At 59.1% G+C, this 20,298-nt stretch carries 16 protein-coding genes; 5 read left to right on the top strand and 11 right to left on the bottom strand.

The window, feature by feature from the left end; genetic code table 11:
• Positions 1-143 precede the first annotated feature (143 nt).
• From U0L91_RS04000 to U0L91_RS03990, 3 genes are all read left to right on the top strand, one after another.
• Positions 144-980 carry a TrmH family RNA methyltransferase gene (locus U0L91_RS04000; protein ID WP_330044927.1) on the top strand — a complete coding sequence of 279 codons (837 nt, stop codon included), beginning with the start codon at positions 144-146 and terminating at the stop codon, positions 978-980.
• A gap of 71 nt (positions 981-1,051) precedes the next feature.
• A complete protein-coding gene (locus U0L91_RS03995; protein WP_330044926.1) occupies positions 1,052-1,750 on the top strand; it encodes an L-ribulose-5-phosphate 4-epimerase in 699 nt (232 codons plus the stop codon).
• Between the two features lie 147 nt (positions 1,751-1,897).
• Positions 1,898-2,857 carry a calcium/sodium antiporter gene (locus U0L91_RS03990; RefSeq protein ID WP_330044925.1) on the top strand — a complete coding sequence of 320 codons (960 nt, stop codon included), beginning with the start codon at positions 1,898-1,900 and terminating at the stop codon, positions 2,855-2,857.
• Positions 2,858-2,926: 69 nt separating this feature from the next.
• Here U0L91_RS03990 and U0L91_RS03985 read toward each other — a convergent pair whose 3' ends face one another.
• The 6 genes from U0L91_RS03985 to U0L91_RS03960 form a co-directional block, all read right to left on the bottom strand.
• A complete protein-coding gene (locus tag U0L91_RS03985) occupies positions 2,927-3,745 on the bottom strand; it encodes an AP2 domain-containing protein (RefSeq protein WP_330044924.1) in 819 nt (272 codons plus the stop codon).
• 67 nt (positions 3,746-3,812) lie between these two features.
• Entirely contained in the window at positions 3,813-4,802 is a 990-nt protein-coding gene (locus tag U0L91_RS03980; RefSeq protein WP_330044923.1) for a hypothetical protein, read from the bottom strand.
• A gap of 3 nt (positions 4,803-4,805) precedes the next feature.
• A complete protein-coding gene (locus tag U0L91_RS03975) occupies positions 4,806-5,966 on the bottom strand; it encodes a radical SAM protein (RefSeq protein ID WP_330044922.1) in 1,161 nt (386 codons plus the stop codon).
• A 1-nt stretch (position 5,967) separates the two neighbouring features.
• Positions 5,968-6,825: a hypothetical protein gene (locus tag U0L91_RS03970; RefSeq protein ID WP_330044921.1), complete on the bottom strand. Its 858-nt coding sequence runs from the start codon at positions 6,823-6,825 to the stop codon at positions 5,968-5,970.
• An 83-nt stretch (positions 6,826-6,908) separates the two neighbouring features.
• Positions 6,909-7,172, bottom strand: a complete 264-nt coding sequence (locus U0L91_RS03965; RefSeq protein ID WP_330044920.1) for a hypothetical protein — start codon at positions 7,170-7,172, stop codon at positions 6,909-6,911.
• A gap of 16 nt (positions 7,173-7,188) precedes the next feature.
• Positions 7,189-10,335, bottom strand: coding sequence for a vWA domain-containing protein (locus U0L91_RS03960; RefSeq protein ID WP_330044919.1), 3,147 nt, complete (start codon positions 10,333-10,335; stop codon positions 7,189-7,191).
• A 509-nt stretch (positions 10,336-10,844) separates the two neighbouring features.
• On the opposite strand from U0L91_RS03960, the gene U0L91_RS03955 reads away from it, so the two are divergent.
• Positions 10,845-12,011, top strand: coding sequence for a tyrosine-type recombinase/integrase (locus tag U0L91_RS03955; RefSeq protein ID WP_330044918.1), 1,167 nt, complete (start codon positions 10,845-10,847; stop codon positions 12,009-12,011).
• A gap of 202 nt (positions 12,012-12,213) precedes the next feature.
• Here the strand turns inward: U0L91_RS03955 and U0L91_RS03950 are convergent, their stop codons facing one another.
• From U0L91_RS03950 to U0L91_RS03930, 5 genes are read right to left on the bottom strand one after another with little or no spacing between them, the layout of a single operon-like run.
• The gene (locus U0L91_RS03950; protein WP_330044917.1) at positions 12,214-13,440 is read right to left on the bottom strand and encodes a carboxynorspermidine decarboxylase; all 1,227 of its coding nucleotides are present in this window, start codon (positions 13,438-13,440) and stop codon (positions 12,214-12,216) included.
• Complete coding sequence (locus U0L91_RS03945) at positions 13,440-14,699, bottom strand: saccharopine dehydrogenase family protein (protein WP_330044916.1); 1,260 nt, start codon at positions 14,697-14,699, stop codon at positions 13,440-13,442. Before U0L91_RS03945 ends, U0L91_RS03950 begins: the two co-directional genes overlap by 1 nt.
• A gap of 37 nt (positions 14,700-14,736) precedes the next feature.
• Entirely contained in the window at positions 14,737-15,612 is an 876-nt protein-coding gene (gene speB / locus U0L91_RS03940) for an agmatinase (protein ID WP_330044915.1), read from the bottom strand.
• A complete protein-coding gene (gene speE / locus U0L91_RS03935) occupies positions 15,612-16,463 on the bottom strand; it encodes a polyamine aminopropyltransferase (RefSeq protein ID WP_330044914.1) in 852 nt (283 codons plus the stop codon). Before speE ends, speB begins: the two co-directional genes overlap by 1 nt.
• Positions 16,464-16,490: 27 nt before the next feature.
• Positions 16,491-17,951, bottom strand: a complete 1,461-nt coding sequence (locus tag U0L91_RS03930) for an aminotransferase class I/II-fold pyridoxal phosphate-dependent enzyme (protein WP_330044913.1) — start codon at positions 17,949-17,951, stop codon at positions 16,491-16,493.
• Positions 17,952-18,508: 557 nt separating this feature from the next.
• On the opposite strand from U0L91_RS03930, the gene U0L91_RS03925 reads away from it, so the two are divergent.
• Positions 18,509-20,269, top strand: a complete 1,761-nt coding sequence (locus U0L91_RS03925) for an ABC transporter ATP-binding protein (RefSeq protein WP_330044912.1) — start codon at positions 18,509-18,511, stop codon at positions 20,267-20,269.
• Positions 20,270-20,298: the final 29 nt, after the last annotated feature.

Raw genomic sequence — 20,298 nt, 5'->3', positions numbered from 1 at the left:
TAGCAGAATCTGTGCAGTTTGTGTAAGGAAAACGCAAAAACCGTCGAAAAATTCCACGAAATTTCACAAATTCCGGGCGGGTTTGTCATCGGCGCCGTTTTGTGCTAGGATAGTAGAAACAGTGTCTGCAAAGGAGGACCCTTATGGCCCATATCGTGCCCGTCACCGATCTCAGCGCGCCCGAGCTGGCGGTGTTCACCCGCCTGACCCAGGCACAGCTGCGCAACCGTCTGGAACCCGAAAAGGGAATCTTCATCGCGGAGAGTCCCAAGGTCATTGCCCTGGCGCTGGATGCCGGCTGTGAGCCGGTCTCCTTCCTGATGGAGCGCCGCAAGATTGATGGCCCGGCCCGCGGGATTCTGGAGCGCTGCCCCGATGTGCCGGTCTACACCGCCGACCGCGAGGTACTGGCCGGGCTGACCGGCTACACGCTGACCCGGGGCGTGCTGTGCGCGATGCGCCGCCCCGTTTGTCCCGATGTGCAGACGCTCTGCGCCGGTGCCCGCCGGGTGGCCGTGCTGGAAGACATTGTGGACTCCACCAACATCGGGGCGATCTTCCGCTCGGCGGCCGCCCTGGGGGTGGACGCGGTGCTGCTGACGCCCTCCTGCTGTGACCCGCTGTGCCGCCGCGCCGTGCGGGTGAGCATGGGGACGGTGTTTCAGGTTCCCTGGACGCAGATCGGCGACTGTGCCGACGACTGGCCCGACCGGGGCATGGACCTGCTGCACCAGCTGGGGTTCCGCACCGCCGCGATGGCGCTGGACGACAACTCGCTGCGTCTGGACGATCCGCGCCTGTCGGCCGAGGACCGGCTTGCCATCCTGCTGGGGACCGAGGGGGACGGACTGCGCCCCCACACCGTGGCCCGGTGCGACTACACGGTGCGGATTCCGATGTCCCACGGGGTGGATTCGCTCAACGTGGCGGCCGCCGGGGCGGTGGCCTTCTGGCAGCTCTGCGTCCGGCGTCCGGACTGACGCCGTCCACAACCGTTTCAACGATGGCGGTGCCGGGGATCCGGCCGCCTGCAACTGGGGAGGTTTGCATTATGCTGGAATCACTGCGCGAAGCCGTGCTGGAGGCCAATCTGGAATTGCCCCGCCGCGGTCTGGTCACCTATACCTGGGGGAACGTGTCGGGCATCGACCGGGATGCCGGGCTGGTCGTCATCAAGCCCTCCGGCGTCCGCTATGAGGATCTGACCGCCGCATCCCTGGTGGTCGTCGATCTGAAAACCGGGGAGACCGTCGAGGGCACGCTGCGGCCCTCGAGCGACACCAAGACCCATCTGGAACTGTACCGAGCCTTTCCGACCATCGGGGGCATCGTCCACACCCACAGCCCCTATGCGGTCGCCTGGGCCCAGGCCGGGCGGGACATTCCCTGCTACGGCACCACCCATGCGGATTACTTTTACGGGCCGGTGCCCTGTGCACGGCATCTCTCGCCGGCGGAACTCAACGAGGATTATGAGAAGAACACCGGCGCCGTCATTGTGGATACCTTCCGTCACCGGCACCTCGACCCCGACGCCATGCCGGCCGTGATCTGCCGCAGCCACGGTCCCTTCACCTGGGGCAAGGATGCGGCCGAGGCGGTCTACCATGCAGCGGTGCTGGAGGAGGTGGCCCGGATGGCCGCCCTGACCCGCCTGATCGATCCCAGCGCGATGCCGGCCCCCCAGGCACTGCTGGACAAGCATTACCGCCGCAAGCATGGGAAAAATGCCTACTACGGTCAAAAATAATTGTTGTATGCCGCGCTCGGAACTTTGTTTCGGGCGCGGTACTTTTTTCTCTTGCCTATGGCGGTTGTCCGTGCTATAATAGCGGGAATGCGGGCTGACAGGCCTGCGTTTTTTCATCAAATGCCATCAAGAGGAGGAACCAATCCCATGCTGATTCCCGTTCTGCTTTTCTGTGTCGGTCTGGTCTGCCTGATCAAGGGCGGCGACTGGTTTGTGGACGGCGCCACGGCGCTGGCCCGTCGCTTCCATCTGCCGGAGCTGCTGATCGGCGCCACGGTGGTCTCGATCGGGACCACACTGCCCGAGGTCATGGTCTCCACCGCCTCGGCCGTCGGCGGCCATGGCGAGATCGCCTACGGCAACGCCATCGGCTCGGTCATCTGCAACACCGCCCTCATCGCGGCGCTCACCGTGGCCATCCGCCCCGGCAAGGTCGATCCCAAAACCCTGCGGCTGCCGGTCTTCTTTTTCTTTGCCTCGGCCATCTTCTACGCCGCCAACGCCTATCTGGTCGGGTATTTCAGCCGCATCGTGGGCATTGCGCTGCTGATTCTCTTCGTCGTGTACATGGTGACCACGGTGCGCCAGATGCGCAACGCGCCTGCCCTGCCCTCGGTGGAGGAAGGCAATGAGGCCGCCCTCAACCGCATTGTCCTGCTGCTGGTCGTGGGCGCCGTCATCATCGCGCTGGGCGCCAACCTGCTGGTGGACAACGGCACCCTGATTGCCCAGGCGCTCGGCGTGCCGGAATCCGTCATCGCGCTGACCTTTGTGGCGCTGGGCACCTCGCTGCCCGAGCTGGTCACCGCCATCACCTCGCTGATCAAGGGCCACAGCACGCTGTCGCTGGGCAACGTCATCGGCGCCAACCTGTTCAACCTCGTGCTGGTCAGCGGCGTGTCCATCACGCTGGCTCCCTTCAGCATCCCCCAGACCGCGACGCTGTTCGGCTATAACCGGTCGCTGGTGCTGGATTTGCCGGTCATGTTCGCCGTCATGCTGGTGCTGACCATTCCCACGCTGCTGCGCGGCAAGCTCTCCCGGGTACAGGGCATTGTGCTGCTGCTCTGCTATGCCGTCTTCTGCGTGATCCAGTTCGCCTTCTGAGCTTCCATTCAAAAGAGCCTGTCCTCCGCGGAGGACAGGCTCTTTTTCTGTCATGGACCATGGTCCGGTTTAGCCGGACTTGGCCGGGCGGTTTCCCATCGTGGCATCGTACCAGTCCAGGAAATCGTCGTACATTTCTTCCCCTTTCAGACGGGCCTTGCGGGCGTCCTCCAGTTTTTCATAGCTGCCGAGATAGTAGGTCTTGCCCCGGAACCCGATGCGGGCCACCCAGCGGTGGGTCCGCCGGTCCAGCGTGACGCCGCGCACACCGCTTGTGTTGTTCTTGGCCACCGTATGGGAAGCGATGGCCTCCACAAGGGTGCCCTCCACATAATGGCAGTAGAGCGTCGGGTCGGCGCGGCAGCCGCAGCTGGTGGTGTGGCCGTTTTTCAGGCAGCTCTCCCGCACGTCCAGCACATTGCCGCAGTCACAGCGGCAGCGCCAGTAGGTGCGGTGGTTTTTCTTGCCGGCATAGTTCAGGACAGTCAGGCTGCCGAAGCGCCGGCCGATCCACTCCATGCTGCGGTTCAGACCGCAGCCGCAGTCCTGTTTGCGGCCGCGCAGCAGGTCCCGGCTGGACACCTCGACCACATTGCCGCAGCCGCACCGGCAGCGCCAGATCACGTCCCCGTCCGGGGTACGGGCATCGGTGGGTTCCTCCGCTTCGAGCTGACCGAATTTCCGGCCGCGCAGATCCCGCCGGGGTTTGCTGCCCATGCAGCCGCAGTCCTGCCGTGCACCGCGACGCAGATCCCGGGATTCGGCCAGGATCTCGCGTCCGCAGTCACAGCGGCAGCGCCACTGGGCATAGCCGTTGGGACCGGAGCCCGCTTTTTCGACGACGACCAGCTTTCCGAAGCGCTGGCCCGTCAAGTCCGCGCCGCGCATCGTTGTTCACCGGCGGGGCGGTTCTGTTGCCGCCGTCCGCTCAACCGCTTCGTTTTCATGGCAGCCCTCACTGACTGGTATCGTAGGTGCGCACCATAACCACCTTGCTGCCGTTGCTGGCGTAATGCGTCGGATTGACCGTGACGGACTGTCCGGCCGTCAGGTTATCCAGCTTGGCAGTGTAGGCGATGCCACCCACATAGGCGTTTTCATCCGACATATAGTATTTGTAGAAGATTCGTACACAGGGAATATCCGCGCCGCTGATGTTGGTCACGGTCAGGCTGTTGTCGCCGTTGTCGGTGACCTGCACGCTGCCCTCGGACATGCCGAAGCTGTCCAGCGTGGCGACATCCGCCGTGCAGACGGTATAGTCTCCGCTGGCCGGGGACTGACGCGAGGCCTCCTGGACCACCGCCATCGAGCCGGCCGGCAGCGCCGAGACCTTGAATTCCAGCACGGTGCCGCCCTGGGTCAGCCGGATATCGGCGTATTCCACGCCCGTGGAGCCGGTGTTTTCCACCACCATGGCTGCCACGCCGGTGATGTCGCTGTCCGAACCGTCCTCCAGATAGACGCCGTCATAGCCGGAGACATTGCGCACGACCAGTGACGTATTGGGGATCGTGTAGGGCAGCGTGATGACCGAGGGCGTGGGTTCGGGCTGGACAAGCTCGGTCTGCTGGGATGCCGGGGTATTGTTTTCGGGGGTGTTGTCCTGCACCGTGTCGGTACCGCCCTGGGTCTGGGCCGCAGGGGTGGGCGTGGCACGACTCTGCGACGAGGAGGCAGCCGACGAGGCCGCGGCGGAGGACGCCGGTGCCTCGGTGCTCTGAGGGGCGATGGTGGCCGACGGGTCCGCGGAGGAGGGTTCCTCTGTGGCCGCGGCTTGGGATGCGCTCTCCGGCGTGGCCGAAGCCGGGACCGTCCGGCCTCTCCATACCGTCAGCGCCGATGCGGCCGCGACGATCACCACGACGGCCGCACAGCCGCCCACCGTCAGGATCAGACGCTTGCGCAGCGCCGGGTCCATTTTATGTTGCTTTTCGCTCGCCATTGCTTATCCTTCCTTCTGTTGCAGACCGCGCGCCTGCAGAATTTCCGCCTCCACCCGACGGCATGCGTCCGGGTAGGCCTGTGCCATCCGGCAGCGGTATTCCGGCACGGTGTGGAAGTTTCCGGATTCGGTAAAGACCATTGCGGCGCAGGCGCGGCACTGGTCACGCAGCGGGCAGTCCCGGCATTTGCCGGGCAGACGGATCGCCGCGGCAGCCGCCGAGGCATCGGCCCAGGCCTCATCAAATCCGACTTGGAACACGTCTTTTTCGCCCTGGACAGGCAGCATTCCGCAGGGAAGCAGCCGGCCGTTCCAGGTCACCCAGAAACTGCATTTGCCGGCGCGGCAGCGGATGCCCTCCCCTTCGATGCTGCAGTCCTCGCCGGGTTCAACCGGCAGCGATACCGGCGCCTTGTTGCGCATCCGCTCAAGGAAGGCATCCTCGCCGTTCAGCAGCGACTCGATGCGCGCCGCATAATAGGCGGCTTCCTCAGGGGAAAAGCGGTCGTTTTTGCCCACCATCGTGGCATCCCGCCGCAGCGGCGGGAACATGTAGCTGGTTGCCTGGACGACAAGATGCTCCTCTTTTGCAAAGCGCATGATCTCGGGCAGGTCCTGGGCATTGTAGGGGGTCACACTGCAGTTGAGCTTGACCAGAATCCCGGCTTCCCGCAGCAGCCGGATGGCCCGCGTGGCCTGGGTGAATCCCTTCGGATTGCGGCAGAGCCGCTCGTAGGTGGCATCCGATGCGCCGTACAGCGTCATGTTGATCCGGACGGGCGGATGCCGGCGCAGCTCCTCCACCGCCGCCTCGTCCAGCAGCGTGCCGTTGGAGTTGATGGAGATCAGCAGCCCCATCTGTTCCAGGCCGGCCATGATCTCGAAAAAGTCCGGACGGCTGAAGGGCTCGCCGCCCGTCAGGAGCAGATAGAGCATCCCCCGGTCCACAGCCTGACGGCCCAGGGCAATCCAGTCCGCAGCGGAGTGCAGCGGGGCGATGGCCTCCTGCTCCTCCTTGCTCATCCGCACATAGCACATCCGGCAGTTCATGTTGCAGACCGGTGTGAGTTCAAACGTGCCGCTGAGCGGAAGATGGGCCCGTGCCGCCTTGGCGTGGAGATATTCGGTTATGGGAGGTTCAACGGGGATCAGGTTCATCGCCATTTTACAGGCTCCTTTCAGGAAAAATCACACGCGATGCGGTCTCCACCGCCTCCCGGTCGGGCCTGCATTCCAGCAGATAGACCGGCACACGGGAGAGCAGCGCCGTAAGCAGCTGCAGCGCCTGTACTGTAAAGGTCTCATCCCAACGATGTATGGTAATTTCAGGGAACAGAGCAAAAACGCTTTGTGTTGTTGGAAGCAATCTGATATGATTTTCCCTTGCCTGGCGGAGCACGATAATGGCACGCACCGGAGCTTTTTCATTGCGGTAGATACGGGAAGAACCTGCATATGGGGAACCAAACGCCTGCCATTTTCCTTCTTCGAGACGCAGAATTGCCCTGTCACCGTTGATGATGTCTGCACCAAAATACTGCTTCCATAATTCTGCCTGTGTCGATTTTCCGGTACCGGAGGGAGCTGAAAACAGCACACCTTGTCCCCAGGCACGGACAAACGACGCATGAAGCAGCAATGCCTGATGCTGAAGAAGAATACTTTCCAGCCCAAGAAGATCACAAATGTTTGTGGAATAGTTCAGATAATCTTCGTGTCCTGCCAGATACTTCACCGTTCCGTTGCCATCGGAATCTTTCTGTACCAGTGCATAGGCGCTGCCCTGCTTTGACGTATAGAAGTAGGTTCCGGAGCGGGAATAGAACCTTGCGGTGTCCCAATGCCCTACCGGAGGGATCGGTCCAAGGGTTTGTACCGGACAAAACCGGAATGTAAGATCCTGATCCACGATGTTTTGATTGGTCATATCGGAGACAAAATTTTCGCACTCTTTTTGAACACGCACCGGGAATGGTATCTGACAAAGAATGCGGAGATCTGCCATGTGATACAGGTACTGCATACTATTTCTCACTTTACAAAAAGGGCGGCCAAACGAAACGATTGGCCGCCCTTAATTATGCTGTCAGCGGCATATCTGCCGAATCAGGAAGAGAAAATTGTCTGACCGCCATTAGGATTGTTGTAGCACACCCCATCAACATACGCATCTTCTCCGAGTGGAAAGGTACAGCTCGAGTTCTCCATCCAAAGGATCACGTTGCCCAAATCCCATCCACAGGTTTCTTTGCTCCACTGGTTCGGATGGCCAAGCGAACTGTCATGTGCCGCACCGCAGCCTGCTGCGATATTCTGGCTCAGTGTAAAATACTCCAGCTCAATCCTGGGTTTCTGATAATTGCGTTTCATCTTTGGTTCCTCCTACTTAGTGGCGGCCAAAAAGGTTGCGAAAACTATTGAAAATCGTATTGATCCACTGATTGATGGAATTGTCAGCGGCCGGTTTTTCTGCCGGCTCTTCGGGGTTTTCAATCACCACATCGACAGGGTCATTTTCCGGTTCTTCCGTAACCGTCGGCTCTTCCGTCTCATTTTCCGCAGGGGACTCCTGCTCTGCCAGTTCCTCTTCGGTAACGCCACTCACCGCCTCGTCCGTGGAGGGAGCCAGTGCAAAGGAAGCGACTGCATTCAGGGCCTCATCTGCACTGATCGTCTGAAGAGCATTTTCCGTGTCCGCAGAAGTTCCGGATACCCGTACCTTCGTAATGGAGAGAATATTCTCACTCATATTCTTCACAACAATCGTTCCATTACCATCAGGCGTAACCTTGTAATACAGATCTGTGGTATGCGAAATGGTATCAGACGCTGCTGCACCGCTGTACTCAACCGTGACATCTTTACCGGTAAGAGATTTCATACCGAGGTAAACCGTACTGCCCGCATCAGAGTCGACTTTCAATACGATAGACTGACCCTGTGCAAGATAGATTTCATTTTTCGGAGCAATCTTGCCGATGTCAGCGCTTGTATAGTCGCCAACGGTAGACTTTCCAGTTTCATCCTCATCGATAAAGGCAACATGACCATCCTCAAGCATATCGCGTGCATTGGTGAAGACAGCATTGAGCTGCTCTTCCCTGTAAGCATCGGCAACGGTAGGATCGTTCTCCTTGTCTTGGATCGGATTATAAACACGGATACCGTCGAGATAATAGGTGTATCGATCTTTCGCTGCAGAGGTAACGTTGATCGTTACCGTGTAGGTATCATATTCTCCACTGAAAGAATATGTAGGAACCTGATAATACTCTCCACTGGCGGATTTGGTGTCGATAATGCTGGTTTTTACCGTCTGACCAGCCTTATTTTTTACTTGGACTAAGATTGTTCCCGTGGTCGGGCTTGTACGGCTGTAAACATCAACACCCGTGCCGGTAAAGGTGAAGCTAGCGGTTGCCTTTTGATTATCAGCAACATCAACCATGTGCGAAGTTCCGTCAGAATCTCCTCTGTCATCGCCAAGGTCATTTGTGTTAGACCAAGCGCCCTGGTCACTCTTCGGATTTTCTGTATTTGTACCGCTACCGTCGATACTTTCATCGTTCCATGTACCGGTATACACAATGCCGACTGTACCAGATTCCTCATTCGTGATGAAAGTATCCTCGTAGTAGACATTGTTGGCGGGCATGACATTGATCTTTGCCCAGGTGTTCTGATCACTCGTCTTGCCAAGAGAATAGAAGGTGTCAACACCATCCCAGTTCAGTTTCGTCGGCGTGTAGGTCACCGTATCGTTTCCCGTCTGTTCAATATTGCCGTAAGTACCCTGAAGAGGCGTAGAAGGCGTATCGGAAACCTTATTCATTCCATCCTTATCCAGGCTGGTGACAGAGTTCTGATTCCAATCGCCGGAAGAGAGTTTGACCTCCTTGCCATAGTCCAGAACATAAGACTTGGACGGAATCATAACTTTAGGCTGATTGAAGGGCAGAAAAACCTCCGTGGATTCTTCATTCTCATAAATACCGGACTCGGGGCTATTGGTGTAGACTTCACCGCAGGCAGTATCCTTTGCAAGAATGCCCGTGATCTTGACCAACAGACGGGCCCCAGGATGATTCGGTGCAATATAATTCTGCGAATAGTCGAATCCGCTGACCGAAATGCTGCCGTCTTCGCCCGGAACAACAACAGCATTCTCGAGTGTTGTTGGAGTACCCCAGGTAATCGAGTTGTCACTTTCCTGGGTTCCTGTCTGAGTCATTACCGTAACATTACTATCTGCACTGAAACCTTCCGGCAGACGGAAATCATCACTGAGAATATCCCGCATAACGGAGTTGCTGTTCAACGTAACCGTCGTGCTGCTGACATCCTGTGAAATCTGCGTAAAGATGTTATTCAGGGCCTCCGTATCATGTGCCGACATATAATATCCGGCATTCTTGTTACCGTTCTGACCTGCATTTCTCAGACTTTCCGCCTGCGGGAAATTCGAGGAGGTATAATGCATATACCGGTTGGCGGCAACTGTCTGACAGGCTGTGTTCCTCGATCCATAGTCAAAATTAGAATCGATATCACTGTCAGGATTGGAATCATCGAAGATACCGACCGTATAAATCGTTGCGCCACTATCTTTCAAGCTTTTGGCTTCGGCAATGGCGTCATCTGCGATAGAATAGTCGAAGTCGTCCTGGCCATCCGGAGCCGGATATCCATCGGTGAAGAGAACTACAATCTTTTTGCGTTCGACTGACTCGCCATCCACCGTAACCGAAGTTGAGCTTCGATTTTCAAAGATATGATCCGCCATTTCGAGGCCATACTGCGGATAAGTATTACCATCCGCATCCAGCCGATTAATTGCCGTATACAATCTGTCCGTGTTTGTCGCAGGAACCAACGCATCCTGGTAATTCACACTCGTAGCGTCTTCCAGGTTAACAATCTCTTGAGTAGACAAAAGCTCTGTATTGTTATAATAGTAGTCAGGTTCTCTCCGGCCGCCATGGTTTCGCCGATCATCTGCAAAGCCCACTACGGCAATTCGATGATCAACCCCCTGCTGAGTTGCCTGTGCGTTTACTTCCTTGATAAAGCTTCGTGCAGCTGTCTTCAGCGCCTCCAGAGGCGTCGTGGAAGAAGCGCTTCGGGTATACAGCTGCCCTTCTGGGGCCGATTGGTTTGCAGCGTTATCACCCGATGTATAGAATACCTGTGTTCCCTGCTCATCAGAGTAACTGTAGGTGTACCTATATTTCCAAGAAAAAGGAAGAATAGCAGTATTTACCCGCTCAACCTTCACCTTATAGTATTGGTCATTCTTCTTATAGTAAAGAGCATTCCGTTGGTCATAGGCCTGAGAATTGGTTCCGCTAAACAGAGTATAGTTCACCGTGCTTGCGAACTGATTGTTTTTCATTGATGTGGACTGGTCCAACACCAAAACAATGTCGCAAGGAACATCCGTCTCCTGGGACTGTGTGGTTCCCAATGAGTATGCGCCCAGCTCAATGGTATAGGTTCCATCATTTTCCAGATATGCCTTTTTAGCAAGGGACATCTGGCCCTGTGTTGTAAAATCAGTGTCTGTCAGAGTAAACTCTGTACCCTGGGCGGCCGCCGGCACCGCAAGCAGTGAGCCGGCCAGCAGAGTGGCTGTGCCAAACGAGCCACAAATGATTTTTTGGGTTTCATCTTCAGCCTACCTTCCTTTATCAAAATTCAGAAATTGGGTATACTAAGCTATATTTTCGGTTTAAGGTACGGGCCGTGTACAGGGTACCGACCTGTATGATGGATTGCTACGCCCCGTTTTCCTCCTTTCGCCGCAGCACTTTCTTAAAGTAGGTCACTATACGGAGTGCCATAGACCACTCCATAATTGTGATTTCAAATAACATTATAGGAATTTTGTGCGGAAAAGTCAATGCCAATTGCGGAAAAAAACATCAATTCACGGTTTTAACGAGTTTTGAGGCCTGTTTTTGTGAGTTTTTTGTGGTCATTGTTCTGGTAGGATTTCGAGAAATCGGGGTGTGGCGGAGACCGGATTCAGAAAGGAGTCGAAAAATGGCAAGACATGGTGAAAATATCCGCAAACGTAAGGACGGGCGCTGGGAAGCACGCTATCTTCAGGGATATGACGAAAACGGAAAAGCACGGTACCGGTGTCTGTACGGCAAGAGTTACCGCGAAGTCAAACAGAAGCGGGAACAGGAGCTTCTTCAGAGAGAGCGTCAGTCTGCGTCTGGCTGCGGGCGGTACACCTTTGGCAAGCTGGCCCGGGAATGGCTGGACAGCCGGCGTGGCATGGTCAAGGAATCCACCTTTGCCATCTATTCCAATACGCTGAACCGTCAGATTCTGCCGGAGCTGGATGCGCTTCCGCTTTCTGCCATGACTGCCGAACGACTGGAATCCTTTTTGAACGCAAAGCGCCAGAGCGGACGCCTGGACGGGCAGGGCGGGCTTTCGGCAAAGAGCGTGGCGGATCTGAGAGCCATCCTGAAACTGATTCTGGAATACGGGCTCCAGCGGGATCTTCCGGGGCTGCGGAACGTACAGATTCATGCCCCTGCCTGCCGTCCCAAACCCATTCGGGTGCTGTCGATGCCGGAACAAAAAAGTCTTGAAGCCGTTCTGTTTTCGGAAGGAGACGGCACCTGCCTGGGAATTCTGCTCTCGCTGTACGCAGGACTGCGGATCGGCGAGGTATGTGCACTGCAATGGAAGGATTTCCATTGGCAAGAAGGAACGGTGTCGGTCAGCAAAACGGTACTGCGGATTCAGGATACCGCCGTCGGCGCAGCTGCCAAGACCCGGGTCCTGATCGAAAAGCCCAAGACCCCCTGTTCCAACCGGGTGATTCCGTTGCCCGGGTTCCTGATCCAGGTACTGTCCGCTCACCGGCAGCCGGACAGCGTGTATCTGATCACGGGAACCACCCACTGCATTGAGCCCAGAACCTACCTGAATCGCTACAAACGAATTCTGCGCAAGGCACAGATTCCGGCTTACAACTACCATTGTCTGCGCCACACCTTTGCCACCCGCTGTGTCGAAAATGGCGTGGACATCAAATCCCTGAGTGAGATCATGGGGCATTCCAGCGTGACGATCACCATGCAGCGGTATGTCCACCCTTCGATGGAACTCAAACGGGAGCAGATCAACAAACTGTCCGCCGTCTCGATTTATGGTCAGCCGGAGGGTCAGCAGGCCGCTGCAAATGGCTGAGCGACCACAAAAAGCGCTGATTTTTCTTACAGTGACCTACTTTAAGAAAAAAAGCCCGCGGTCGAAAGACCGCCGGCTTTTTTTATCGCTGATTATTCCTTATATTATAGCATTTTTGATAGTACATCTCAATAGCTTTTTTGTTTTTGGAAAATAAAAAAACGCCCGTGAGGTCAGCTCTCACGGGCGGTTTTCGTTATGGTTACGGATGCGGGGTGCCCAGGCGGGTCTTGAAGTCGTCATAGCCGAACGACGCGACCAGGCGGGTGGAATCGGTGCCGAGGGCGTAGATGGACGGCAGCGGCATTCCATTGAAAGTATTGTTCTTGCAGGTCGTATAGATGGCCATATCGCCGAACACCAGCAGGTCGCCGACCCGGAGCGGCGCGTGGAAGGTATACTCTCCGATCATGTCGCCAGCCAGGCAGGTCGGTCCGCCGAGGCGGTAGGCACAGAGCCGTTCGCCAGGGTCCGCGGCGCCGAGCAGCGGCGGGCGGTAGGGCATCTCGATGACATCGGGGGTATGGCAGGCGGCGCTCATATCGAGGATCGCCGAGCGGACCGGCCCGCTGCCCGTCACATCAAGCACCCGGGTGACAAGGTACCCGGCATTGAGGGCCCAGGCTTCGCCGGGTTCCAGGTAGACCTGCACGTTCCACGCCTTCTGGGCACGGATGATGCAGCGGTCCAGCCGGGCCAGGTCATACCCCGGTCGGGTGATATGGTGACCGCCGCCGAAATTCAGCCATCGGATCTGCGGGCGGGCCAGCAGATCACCGAACCGGCGCTGCACCGCGTCCAGCGTGGTCTGGAGAGCATCGGAATCCTGCTCGCAGAGGGTATGGAAATGCAGGCCGTCCAGCAGGTCCGGAAGGGAGGGGTCGGCCTCCACCGCCGCATCCCACTGGGCACGGGTCGTTCCCAGACGGCTGCCGGGGGCACAGGGGTCATAGATTTCATGGCCCTGCTGGGTGGAGCACTCGGGGTTGATGCGCAGGCCTACGCTCTTGCCCGCCGCCCGGGCCGCCGGGCCGAAGCGGGCCAGCTGGGCGGGAGAATTGAAGACGATATGCCCGGCATAGCGCAGCAGCTCGTCAAATTCGTCCTCCCGGTAGGCGGCGCAGAACACATGGACCTCCTTGCCGGGCATCTCCTCCCGGCCAAGGCGCGCCTCATAGAGGCCGCTGGCCTCGGTGCCGGCCAGGTAGGGGGCCAGCAGCGGATAGAAGTTGAAGTTGGAGAAGGCTTTCTGGGCCAGCAGCAGCCGGGCGCCGGTGCGGCGGGCCACCCCGGCAAGAATCTCGCCGTTGCGGTGCAGCATCCGCTCGTCAATCACATAGCTCGGGGTGGGCAGCTCCGCCAGGCGGGCATAGGAGCCCGCGTCCAGCTGCGCAAAGGGAGGGCGCGGGTCCCGTACAAAAGCCGCCATCAGTCCACCAGAACCGGATGACGGTTCTCGCTGCGCGGCAGGCCGTAGGTGTCCAGCGCGTCGAGGAACGGATCGGGGTCCATCTCGTCCACCGTGTAGACGCCGGGCTTGTTCCACTTGCCGGTCAGCAGCATCAGCGCGCCGCACATGGCCGGGACGCCGGTGGTGTAGCTGACCGCCTGGCTGCCCACTTCCTTGTAGCAACTCTCGTGATCGCATACATTATAAATGTAGTAGGTCTTGTCCTTACCGTCCTTTTTGCCGGTAAAGATGCAGCCGATGTTGGTCTTGCCCTTGGTGCGGGGGCCCAGGCTGGCCGGGTCGGGCAGCAGCGCCTTGAGGAACTTGATGGGGACAATCTCGTGGCCTTCAAACAGGACCGGCGTGGTGGAGAGCATACCCACATCCTCGAGGCAGCGCATATGGTCGAGGTAGCTCTGGCCGAAGGTCATGAAGAACCGGATGCGGCGCACACCGGGGATGGTCTGGGCCAGGCTTTCGATCTCCTCATGGTGGAGCAGGTACATATCCTTATGGCCGACCTGGTCAAAGTCATATTCCCGCTTGATGCTCATGGCCGGGATCTCGACCCAGTGGCCGTTCTCCCAGTAGCTGCCCGGCGCCGAGACCTCGCGCAGGTTGACTTCGGGGTTGAAGTTGGTGGCAAAGGCATAGCCATGGTCACCGCCGTTGCAGTCCAGAATATCAATGGTGTCGATGGTGTCGAACTCATGCTTGCGGGCATAGGCACAGTATGCCTGGCTGACGCCCGGATCAAAGCCGCAGCCCAGCAGCGCAGTCAGGCCGGCTTCCTCAAACCGCTTGCGGTAGGCCCACTGCCAGCTGTAATCGAAATAGGCCGAGAAGCCCTGCTCACGGCAGCGCTTTTCGTAGGCGGCACGCCAGGTGGGGTCGTCGGTGTTCTCCGGCTCATAGTTGGCGGTGTCCAGATAGTTGACGCCGCAGGCCAGGCAGGCGTCCATGATGGTCAGGTCCTGGTAGGGCAGCGCAATGTTCATGACCAGATCAGGCTGGTAGCTGCGGATCAGCGCCTTGACCTGCTCCACGTCGTCGGCGTCCACCTGGGCCGTGGTGATCTTGGTGGCCGTCTTGGGCGCCAGCTCCGCCGCCAGGGCGTCGCATTTGGATTTGGTGCGGCTGGCAATGCACAGCTCGGTGAAAACATCGCTGACCTGGCAGCACTTGTGGATGGCAACGGAGGCGACACCGCCGCAGCCGATGACCAATACTTTGCTCATGTGGGGTTCTCCTTTACAAAATGTATTTTCTTTTTATTTATTTGCGTTTTGTATTGCCATGGCAGAGAGCCAGAATCAATTCCCGGACGACCTTGCAGGCCACCGCCGTGGAAGCGCCGGTGGGGTCTAGCATGGGGGCCAGCTCGTTCACATCGGCCGCCACGACCCGGGCAGCGGACACCTTGCGGATGGCATCCAGCAGCTGCAGGAAATTCACGCCGCCGCTCTCCGGTGTGCCGGTGCCGGGGAAGCAGGCGGGGTCGAGGCAGTCCAGGTCGATCGTGAAGTAGACCGGCACATCGGTGCGGACCAGCCAGCCGCAGAGTTCCTCCAGGCCGGAAAAGTCAAACTTGTGCAGGTCGGTGTGTTCGGCGGCGAAGCGGAATTCCTCGCGGTCCCCCGACCGGATGCAGAACTGGTGGATATGGCCGTCCCCGACCAGCTCGTGGCAGCGGCGCAGCACACAGGCGTGGCTGAGCCTGGCGCCGAGGTAGTCATCCCGCAGATCGGCATGGGCGTCAAAGTGGACGATGTGCAGATCGGGCCACTTTTTCACGGCCGCCCGGACGGCGCCCAGCGTGACCAGATGTTCGCCGCCCAGCAGCAGGGGGAATTTGCCGTCCCGCAGGATCTCGGCGGCGCGGGATTCGATATCCACAAGGGCGGTCTCGCTGCTGCCAAAGCAGAGTTCCAGGTCTCCGCTGTCAAACACCTCGCAGTCCGTGAGGTCGGCGTCCTGGTAGGGGCTGTAGGTTTCGAGTCCGAAGCTCTCGTGCCGGATCGCGGAGGGCCCGAAGCGGGCGCCGGGCCGGAAGGAGGTCGTGGAATCAAACGGCGCGCCGAACAGCACCATCGAGGCGGGGCGGTACTCGGCGTCGCAGCCGAGGAAGGTTTCGATATTCTTGCGCAGCATCATTCCACCTCCCGCAGCATCTCTTCGAGGAAGGCCGGCAGATAGAAGGCGCCCACATGCAGCCGGGTGGTGTAGTAGCGGGTGCGCAGGTTGAGCGCATTCCAGGCGTCGGCATCCAGGTTGTCGATGGGATGATATTTTTTGCTGGCAAAGCCGAAGAGCCAGTACCCCGCGGCAAAGGTCGGGATGTGGGCCTGGTAGACACGGCTGATCGGGAAGGTGGAGGCAATGCGCTTGTGGCTGCGCTGCATGGCCTCGGCATCCTGGGCATAGAAGGGGCTTCCCTGCTGGTTGACCATGATGCCGTCCTCCCGCAGGGCGTTGAAGCAGTTGCCGTAGAATTCGCGGGTGAACAGGCCCTCGGAGGGGCCGAACGGATCGGAAGAATCCACAATGATGAGGTCGTACTCCTCCTCGCAGCGGCGGATGAACTTGAGGGCGTTCTCGAAGTAGATATGAACCCGGCGGTCATCCAGCCGGCAGGCATTGCCGGGCAGATAGCTGCGGCAGGCCTCCAGCACCTGGGGGTCCATCTCGACCAGGTCGATCCGCTCCACCCGGTCGTAGCGGGTCAGCTCCCGCACAACGCCGCCGTCGCCGGCGCCGATGACCAGAATGTCCCGGATGCCCCGATGCACCGCCATCGGCACATGGGTGATCATCTCGTCATAGATGAACTCGTCGCGCTCGGTCAGCATGACGTTGCCGTCCAGCGCCAGCACACGGCCGAACTCGGGGGTCTCGAAGATGTCGATGCGCTGGTAGGCGCTCTGCTTGGAATACAGCTGCCGGTTGACCCGGATGCTGTGCTTGACATCGGGGGTATGAAATTCGCTGAACCAAAATTCCATCGGTTTACCGTCCTTTCTGATGCAAATTCACACCAGCACGTTGAGATGCCGGATCTCGGGGTCCTCGGGGCCGGTCATCGAGCAGCCCTTGCCCTTGGCGTAGGTGATATAGTCGAGGATCTCCTTGGTGATGCGCTCGCCGGGCGCAAGGATAGGAATTCCCGGCGGGTAGCACATGACGAACTCACTGCAGACCCGGCCCTCGGTCTCGCACAGCGGCAGGCTGACCTTGTCGGCATAGAAAGCTTCCTGCGGGCTGGCCACCACCTCGGGGTCGATATATTCCTGATTGAGCAGGCCGGCGCCGTCGGTGTGGTAGCGGCGGCGGATCTCGGCCAGGGCGCTGACCAGACGCTCCACCTCCTGCGGGCGGTCGCCGATCGAGAGGTAGGCCAGGATGTTGCCGATGTCGCCGAATTCGATCTGGATGTCGTATTCGTCCCGCAGGATGTCATAGACTTCGATACCTGCCAGGCCGATGTCCAGCGTATGGACGCTGAGTTTGGTGATGTCAAAGTCAAACACCGAGTTGCCGTTGACCAGTTCCTTGCCGAAGGCGTAGTATCCGCCGACGGCGTTGATCTCCTCGCGGGCATACTCGGCCATGTCGGCGACCTGATGGAAGACCTGACGGCCCCGCAGGGCCAGGTTGCGGCGGGAGATGTCCAAGCTGGACATCAGCAGATAGCTGCCCGAGGTGGTCTGGGTCAGGTTGATGATCTGCCGCACATAGCCCGGATGAACCCGCGGGCCGACCAGCAGCAGGCTGGACTGGGTCAGGCTGCCGCCGCTCTTGTGCATCGAGACCGAGGCCATATCGGCGCCGGCCGCCATGGCGGAGACCGGCAGTCCGCCGCCGAAATAGAAGTGGGTGCCGTGGGCCTCGTCCACAAGGCAGAGCATCCCGGCGTCATGGGCCATCTTGACGATGGCGCGCAGGTCGGAACAGATGCCGTAGTAGGTCGGATTGTTGACCAGCACGGCCACGGCGTTGGGATGTTCGCGGATGGCCTTTTCGACCTGTTCCCGCCGCATTCCCAGCGAGATGCCTAGCCGCTGATCCACCTCGGGATTGACATAGACCGGGACGGCGCCGCAGAGCACCAGCGCGTTGATGACGCTGCGGTGCACGTTGCGCGGCAGGATGATCTCGTCCCCGCGCTTGCAGGCCGTGAGCACCATGCTCTGTACCGAGCTGGTGGTACCGCCCACCATGAGGAACGCATGGGCGGCGCCGAAGGCATCGGCGGCCAGTTCCTCGGCTTCCCGGATGACCGAGACCGGGTGGCACAGGTTGTCCAGCGGTTTCATGCTGTTCACGTCCACCCCGACACACTGCTGGCCCAGAAAGGCCGTGAGCTCGGGATTGCCGCGCCCGCGTTTGTGGCCCGGAACGTCGAACGGCACCACCCGCATCTGGCGGAACCGTTCCAGCGCTTCGTAGATCGGTGCCCTGCGCTGATCGAGCTTGTAATGCTGAATGGGCATTTGCACTTCCTCTTTTCCCTGGATTTTGGCGCGCCCGCGCACAAAAAAGGACGCAGGCTGTGCGGTTGGCACAGCTTGCGTCCCGATCATTCGTCAGACTGCCGCAGGGTTCCGGGCAGCCGCGGGGCATACCGGAACAGGCAGGGAAAGACAAGAAGGTTCGTGTCAGAGTCCTGATGCAATACACATTTCCTACTCTTATTGACCGTTTCACAAGTCTGCGCCAAAGCGCATTTCGGTTATGAAGTAACCAACTTATAAAATTTGAGCTTTTAACTCCATCAATAATGGCGGCGCAACGGCCGTCCTCGGCAGTGGACCCGGCTGTCCGTATGGCCTTGACTCCCTGTCGGAGTGGTCCGAGTATGTGCATTTGAAAAGACTCATGACAGTGCAGCTTTTCAAAGTCGATTTATTTTAGCACAGTGCACCGGCAACTGTCAAGACGCCCGACGACGCCGGGGGCAGACCGGCGCAAATTTTTTGCAGGGTATTTCCTGCGGGAGGAAAACCCGGTATAATAGGACTGGAATTCAAACCGGAGAGCGGGGATTGTCATGAAACAGGGAACGCTGAAATCCATCCTGCAAAAGCTGTACCGGCTGCTGGACCGCCGGCAGAAGCGGAGCTTTGTGCTGATTGTGCTGGCCATGGTGCTTTCGGCGGGGCTGTCCCAGCTGACGCCCAAGGCGATCGGCTGGCTGACCGACGACATCCTGATGCAGGACCCGCTGCACTTTGCCGGCGTGATTCCCTTTCTGCTGCTGATTCTGGCGGCGACGATTCTCAACGAGCTGATCAAGATTTTCCGGCGCATCCTCGTGGAGGACACCGCCACCAAGACCGAGAAGAAGGCGCGGGGGCTGGTCATCCGGTCGCTGCTCAAGGCGCCGCTGTCCTACTTCAAGAACAACATGACCGGCAACATCCACGGGCGGCTGAACCGCTGCCTGGAAGGCACCGTCAAGCTGGAAAAGCTGCTCTTCATGGATTTTGCGCCGGCCATCTTCAACAGCATTGCGGCGATCCTTGTGATTCTGACGACGCTGCCCGTGGTGCTGGCCCTGCCGATGCTGCTGGTCATCCCGATCGGCACCGCGATTGTCATGCGGCAGATCCACACCCAGCGCGGCATCCGGGTGGAGCTGCTCGAGACCAAGGCCGCGATGGACGGCACGATTGTTGAGCTGCTCAACGGCATTGAGGTCATCCGCATCACCGACAGCATTGCCCTGGAGGAATCCCGGTTCGAGACCCGGTCGGAGTTCCTGCGCAGCAAGGAGATGAAGCACCATCTGCAGATGGCCAAGTACGACACCCTCAAGTTCATCAACAAGGCGGTGTTCACGGTGCTGATGATCGGCATCTCCACCTATCTGGCCACCCGGGGCGTCATCACGGTGGGCAGCGTGCTGACCGCCTATCTCTGCTTCACCCAGCTGCTCACCCCGCTCGAGGAGCTGCACCGCATCCTGGACGAGCTTTCGGAGTGCATGGTGCTGGCGGAGGATTTTTTCCGGATGACCGACCTGCCCAGCGATTTTTCCTACACGACGCTGCCCGCCCTGCCCCCTGCCGACCCGCCGCAGGCCCTCATCGAGTTGCGGGACCTCTCGTTCCGGTATGAGGACGGCGACCCGGTGCTGCGGCATCTCAACCTGCAGGTGCGTCAGGGGATGTTCCTGGGCATTGCGGGGCCGAGCGGCTGCGGCAAATCCACCCTGATCAAGGCGATCTGCCGCCTCGAGCACTGCGACGGCGCGCTGTACCTGGACGGGCGGGAGATCAACACGCTGTCCCGCCGGGAGATTGCGGGGCTCATTGCGCTGGTCCCCCAGAGTCCCTTCCTGATTGCCGGGACTATCCGGGAGAACATCTGCTACGGTCTGGAACGGACCGCCACCCCCGAAGAGCTGGAGGAGGCCGCCGCCAAAGCCTACCTGCTGGACTACATCCGGACACTGCCCGACGGATTTGACACCGTCCTGGCCGAGGGCGGCAGCAACCTGTCGGGCGGGCAGCGGCAGCGGATTGCCATTGCCCGCATCTTCCTGCGCCGGCCCAAGATCCTGATTCTTGACGAGGCCACCTCGGCGCTGGACAATACCTCGGAAAAGCACATCCAGCTCGAGATTGAAAAGCTCAAGGCCGAGAACGGCATGACCATCCTCTCGATCGCCCACCGCCTGACCACGCTGCAGAACTGCGACGAGATTCTTGTGATGAACCACGGGCAGATCGAGCAGACCGGCCGGTATGACGAGCTGATCCGCACCGACGGCATCTTCAGCGATATGTATTACGGGCGGCTGCACTGACCCGCAGCCATAACAAAAACGCCCCCGCA

The organism is Gemmiger sp. (assembly GCF_036306485.1).
Lineage (GTDB): Bacteria > Bacillota > Clostridia > Oscillospirales > Ruminococcaceae > Gemmiger.
This window is presented reverse-complemented; position numbering and strand designations above follow the sequence as displayed.